Source organism: Nocardioides sp. P4_G4, assembly GCF_056401085.1.
Map to the genome: position 1 here is coordinate 1 of NZ_JBFUKA010000157.1, position 4,075 is coordinate 4,075.

The 4,075-nt window shown below is 73.3% G+C and carries 5 protein-coding genes; 2 read left to right on the forward strand and 3 right to left on the reverse strand.

What is annotated here, in order from left to right; translation table 11 throughout:
* Positions 1-249: 249 nt before the first annotated feature.
* Entirely contained in the window at positions 250-789 is a 540-nt protein-coding gene (locus AC1DQF_RS21250; RefSeq protein WP_477527214.1) for a toxin-antitoxin system HicB family antitoxin, read from the forward strand.
* A 107-nt stretch (positions 790-896) separates the two neighbouring features.
* Positions 897-1,718 carry a DUF4097 family beta strand repeat-containing protein gene (locus tag AC1DQF_RS21255; RefSeq protein WP_477527215.1) on the forward strand — a complete coding sequence of 274 codons (822 nt, stop codon included), beginning with the start codon at positions 897-899 and terminating at the stop codon, positions 1,716-1,718.
* A gap of 159 nt (positions 1,719-1,877) precedes the next feature.
* Here AC1DQF_RS21255 and AC1DQF_RS21260 read toward each other — a convergent pair whose 3' ends face one another.
* The 3 genes from AC1DQF_RS21260 to AC1DQF_RS21270 form a co-directional block, all read right to left on the reverse strand.
* On the reverse strand, positions 1,878-2,855 hold the full coding sequence (locus tag AC1DQF_RS21260) for a siderophore-interacting protein (RefSeq protein WP_477527216.1): 978 nt from the start codon (positions 2,853-2,855) through the stop codon (positions 1,878-1,880).
* Positions 2,852-3,712 carry an ABC transporter ATP-binding protein gene (locus tag AC1DQF_RS21265; RefSeq protein ID WP_477527217.1) on the reverse strand — a complete coding sequence of 287 codons (861 nt, stop codon included), beginning with the start codon at positions 3,710-3,712 and terminating at the stop codon, positions 2,852-2,854. Before AC1DQF_RS21265 ends, AC1DQF_RS21260 begins: the two co-directional genes overlap by 4 nt.
* Positions 3,709-4,075: iron chelate uptake ABC transporter family permease subunit (locus AC1DQF_RS21270; RefSeq protein WP_477527218.1), on the reverse strand; the 367-nt coding region annotated here is incomplete at its 5' end. The genes AC1DQF_RS21265 and AC1DQF_RS21270, both read right to left, overlap by 4 nt.

Below are 4,075 nucleotides of genomic sequence, written 5' to 3' on the forward strand. Positions count from 1 at the left end.
GCGGGGCCACCCACACCCCGAGGCCGGAGGTGGACATCACGGAGGCGAGCTCGCTCTTCGACCTCTGAGCCCTGCTCACCAGCACCACCCGACCGGGGCTGACCGGCCTCCCGGCAGCCGCGTTCGCCGTCTCCCGAGCCCGACCCGAACCTCCCCGGCGGGCGTGCAAGAAACGACGACAGCACCACGACGCCAATTGACATCACTAAACCCTTGTCATGACGTCACAGTGATGTCATAGTGATGCACATGGACATCACGCCGTACGTCGACAACCTCCGCCGCGACCTCCTGGCCGCCGCCGAGGCCGGTGGCGACGAGGCCCGCCAGGTCGCCGAGCGCCTCAGCTACGCGCTGGACGCCAGCGCCCGCCTCGCCATCATGGAGGCCATCTCGCAGGCCGCCGCCGAGATCAGCACCGAGCTCCCGCAGGGTGGCGTCGACGTACGCCTGGCCGGTCGCGAGCTGGACTTCGTCGTCGAGGTCGCCCCCACCGCGGTCGTACCCACGCCCCCGGCGCCGCCGACCGCGCCCCGTCCCGACGAGATGGAGGAGGGCGACCTCGCCCGGATCACCCTCCGCATCCCCGAGTTCATCAAGACCCGGGCCGAGGAGAAGGCCGCGACCAGCGGCCAGAGCCTCAACACCTGGCTCGTCGCGGTCATCCGGGCGGCGACCTCCGATCAGGCGATCAACGTCGACATCGACCTCTCGAGCATCCCGTTCTTCGGCCACGACCCCTTCAAGGGAGGCAACCGCGGCAACCGCCGCATGACCGGCTGGCTCTGACCAGCACCGCGCGGACACCACCGCGCACAGTCCGCAACATCCGTCAGGCGCCACAGCGATCCAGCACCCAGGCTGGACCGTGGGCCGAGCACACCCTGGAGACACTCATGGAGCACACCTTCGAGACCCCCGATCCCATCGAGCTGTACGTCGAGATCGGCAAGGGCCGCCTCGACGTCACGGCCACCAGCACCGACCTCACCACCGTCACGATCAGCGGGGACCACCCCGAGGAGGTCGTGGTCGAGCAGCGCGACGGACAGGTCGCCGTGGTGGTGCCCCGCACCACCGGCTTCCTCACCGGCGGCACCCGGCGCTACCAGGTCACGGTCACCGTGCCCACGGCCAGCGCCCTGGCGCTGCGGACGGGCAGTGCCGACGTCCGGGCCGAGGGCGAGTACGGCGCCACCTGGGCCAACACCGGCAGCGGTGACCTCGCCGTCGAGCTGGTCACCGGCCCCCTCGAGGTGCAGTCCGGCAGCGGCGACCTCCGGTTCGTCGAGCTGCGGGACACCGGGCGCATCAAGAGCGGCTCCGGCGACGTCGCCGTCGGCCGCATGGGGGCTGAGCTGACGGTGTCCACCGGCAGCGGCGACGTCGTCGTCGACTCGGTGGCCGGCAGCCTGGCGGTCAAGACCGGCTCCGGGGACGTCCGGGTCGGCGAGAGCGCCGAGGACGTGTCCTTCTCCACCGGCAGTGGCGACCTCCAGATCGACCTGGCCCGCCGGGGCCGCTTCACCGTCAAGGGCGCCAGCGGCGACGTCCGTCTCGGCATCCCCTCCGGTACCCCCGTGTGGACCGACATCAGGACGGTGTCGGGCCGCATCCACAGCGACCTCGCCGGCACCGGCGAGCCCGCCGAGGGCCAGGACCACGTCGAGGTCCGGGCCCAGGTCGCCTCCGGCGACATCACCCTCCAGCAGCGCTGACATCCAGAGCTCATCCACTCCATCCGACCGCACGACCACCGAAGGAGCACGCCATGTACGGAACCACCGAGATCGAGCTGATCGCCCGCCACCACCGCGACGAGCGTCGCCGCGCGGCCTCGCGCCGCTGGACCCGCAAGGCCTGATCCACCCGGGGGGTCAGGACCGCATGGCGACGCCCCGCCGCCAGTAGCCCATGAACGCCACCTGGCTGCGGTCGATCCCGAGCCCGCGGACCAGGTGCCGGCGCAGCCCGGTGACCACCGCGGACTCCCCCGCGATCCAGGCGTAGAGCCCGTCCCGGCCCGGACCCGGCACCCGGACGGCGCCCTCGCTGGAGGCCGCGATCTCCTCGCCCGAGGAGGAGTACGACGGGGTCTCCCACAGGTCGGGATCGACGTCGTCGGGCCCGACCTCGACCACGACCCCCGGGGTTCCGAGGTGGGCGACCACCGCAGCGTGCAGCCGCTCCCCGAGCGGGGCGCCGTGGCGGGGCAGCCAGGTCACCGACACCCCGTCGGGGCGTCGTACGTCGAGCACGTCGCCGGCCTCCGGGACCTCCATGAAGGCGGCGCCGGTGGCCGATCCCGGCAGCTGCTCGAGGACGGCGCACACGGCCGGCACGGCCGTCTCGTCGCCCACGAGCAGCAGCTCGGCACCCGGGCGGGGGACGAACTCGATGCCCCCGAAGGGGAAGCCGCGGCGGGGCGCCATCATCACCAGGCGGTCGCCCGGCACGGCGCGGGCCGCCCAGAGCGAGCCCGGCCCCACGGCGTCGCCCTCCAGGTGGAGCACGAGGTCGACCACGATCGTGGTGCCCTCGCCCGACCCGCGGACGTCACGGATCGTGTAGGTGCGCATGTGACCGCGCTCGGCGACCGGCCGGTCGGACCACGTGGCCAGCCACGACTCGTCGGCCCCGACCACGGACGTGAGCCCCCCGGTGACCGGGTCGGGCAGGACCAGCTTGATGCGCTGGTCGTAGCGGTGCCCCTCGACGCCGTACTCCGCGAGCGCGGGGCCGCCCAGCTCGACCCGCACGAACGACGGGCTCAGGCGCTCGACCGAGGCCACCTCGACCTCGCAGAGGAGCAGGGGCAGTGCGGAGGTCGCGGTGCTGTCGAGCACGGGGGTCATCGGTTCTCCTCGGTGTCGATGTCGGTGTCGGTGGCGGGGGTGGCGCGGAGGTGGCGACCCACGGGGACCACGAGCGGGGTGTGGGAGACGGGGTCCTCGATCACCCGGTTGTCGAGCCCGAAGACCTCGCGGACGACCTCCTCGGTGACGACCTCGCCGGGCGTCCCCTCCGCGACGACCCGGCCGGCGCGCAGGGCGACGAGGTGGTCGGCGTACCGGGCCGAGAGGTTGAGGTCGTGCAGCACCATCACGATCGTGGTGCCGCGGCGGGCGTTGAGCTCGGCGAGCAGGTCGAGCATCTCCACCTGGTGGGCCACGTCGAGGTACGTCGTGGGCTCGTCGAGGAGCAGCAGGTCGGTGCCCTGCGCGAGCGCCATGGCGATCCAGACGCGCTGCCGCTGCCCGCCGGAGAGCTCGTCGACCACCCGGTCAGCCAGTCCCAGGGTGTCGGTCAGGGCGAGGGCCTCGGCCACCGCCTCGTCGTCCGCGCTGGTCCAGCGCCGGAACGTGCCGTGGTGCGGGTGCCGGCCACGAGCGACGAGATCCACGACGGTGACCCCCTCGGGGGCCACCGGGTTCTGCGGGAGCAGGCCCAGAACGCGCGCGACCTGCCTGGTCGGTCGGCGGTGGATCGCCTCGCCGTCGAGCAGCACCGCTCCCGACTGCGGTCGCAGGAGCCGCGCCAGGCCACGCAGCAGGGTCGACTTGCCGCAGGCGTTGGCGCCGACGATCACCGTGACCCGGCCGTCGGGGATCCGGAGGTCGAGGTCGTGCACGACGGCGCGGTCGGCGTACCCGAGCGACAGCCCGGAGGCCGCGAGGCGGGCGGTCCCGGTGGCAGTGGGGGTGGCGGTCATGCCGCCCTCCTTCCGGTACGACCGCTCGCGAGCAGCCAGAGCAGGAACGGCGCGCCGACGGCGCCGGTGACGACACCGACCGGCAGGTTGGTGTCCGGAACGAGGTAGTCGGCCACGTAGTCGCCCGCGACCACGATGACGGCGCCGGCCAGCGCGGAGCCGAGGACCGTGGTCCGGCCCCCGTTGAGGGCGCGCGCGACGGGCCCGGCCAGGAACGACACGAATGCGATCGGGCCCGCGGCCGCGACGGCGACCGCGACGAGCACCACGCCCATGAGGAGGAGCAGCTCGCTGCGGGTCCGCGAGACGCCGAGCCCCGCGGCCGTGTCGTCACCGAGCTCGCTGGCGCGCAGCGACCGGCAC